General features: G+C 30.7%; 2 protein-coding genes. Both read left to right on the top strand.

Features of this window, described 5'->3' with window-relative positions; genetic code table 11:
• Window positions 1-651, top strand: a 651-nt coding sequence (locus RMO83_RS08430) for a peptide chain release factor-like protein (RefSeq protein ID WP_310559237.1), incomplete at its 5' end; no start/stop codon positions are given.
• 500 nt (window positions 652-1,151) lie between these two features.
• A partial coding sequence (locus tag RMO83_RS08425; RefSeq protein ID WP_310559236.1) for an NUMOD4 domain-containing protein occupies window positions 1,152-1,386 on the top strand: 235 nt, incomplete at its 3' end.

Raw genomic sequence — 1,386 nt, 5'->3', positions numbered from 1 at the left:
TGGGCAGAAAAATATGGCTACAAAATAAAAGAACTCAATTATCAAGAAGGCGATGTTGCAGGAATAAAAACCGTAACTTTAGAAATAGAAGGCGATTATAGTTTTGGATATTTGAAAGGAGAAAACGGAGTCCATAGATTGGTGCGAATTTCTCCTTTTGACAGCAATGCCAAGCGACACACCTCGTTTGCATCTGTTTATGTTTATCCGCTGGTCGATGATACTATCGAAATCGAAATTAATCCAGCCGATATTACAATTACAACTGCACGTTCTAGCGGTGCCGGGGGTCAGAATGTAAACAAAGTTGAGACTAAAGTTCAATTGGTTCACAAACCATCTGGCATTCAAATTCAATGTTCCGAAACCCGTTCACAACACGACAACCGCAATCGAGCCATGCAAATGCTAAAATCTCAGTTGTACGAAATAGAACTTAAAAAACAAATGGAACAGCGCAGCGATATCGAAGCTGGAAAAATGAAAATAGAATGGGGTTCGCAAATTCGAAACTATGTAATGCAACCTTACAAATTAGTTAAAGATGTTCGAACAGGTCACGAAACCAGCAATGTAGATGGTGTGATGAATGGTGAAATCGACGATTTCTTGAAAGCTTTTTTAATGATGATGGGACAGAAAGAAGAGTGATTTTAGATTAAAGTTCAAAAATAATTAATATTTATAAACCTTGTAAGTTCGATTTGAATTTATGGTTTTACCACGTATTGTTTGGGTTTTAAAATTTAAAATTAAGTTTTAAGTTTTGAACCATTAAGAAATTAAGGTTCATTAAGTTATTTAATAACTTAATGAACCTTAATTTCTTAATGGTTAATTTTTTATCAACTTTTGTTTAATAAAAAAATCTATTTGATAAAACCCACACAATTGAGAGTAGAACCGAATTTATAAGGTTTTCGTTTTTTTAATTTAACACAAGAAAATCAAGCATCAAATATTAGGTTTAATCACAATTAACATATCTAATTTGAGAATTTAAATAAAACAAAGTATATTTGCCTGTTGTTCGTAAAGCCTACCTACGTTATAACGAAAAAACCTATAAACTTAACTCAAACTCATTAATTTAATTAAAAATTAGGATTTTTTCTCCTTTTTTATTTTGAATTAGTACAAAAAACTTCATTATGGATAATTATATAAAAAGATTCCACGACATCGAAAGATGGGCAAATGTCGATATGCCAGAATTGTTTTCTAATAGATTTAAACTTGAAATTTCTAATTACGGAAAAGTAAAAAGAACTGATAATCAAAAAAATAGTGTAATACTTTTAAAACAATTCATAACAGAAGGTTATCCGCAAGCAAAATTTACACTTTTAGAAAAAAGAACAGAAAAAGAGCAGCAAACAATTGACG

Origin of the sequence: Flavobacterium sp., assembly GCF_031423415.1 — a bacterium.
Taxonomy (GTDB): domain Bacteria; phylum Bacteroidota; class Bacteroidia; order Flavobacteriales; family Flavobacteriaceae; genus Flavobacterium.
Note: the sequence above shows the minus strand (reverse complement) of the source record. Positions and strands in the feature narration are given on the sequence as shown.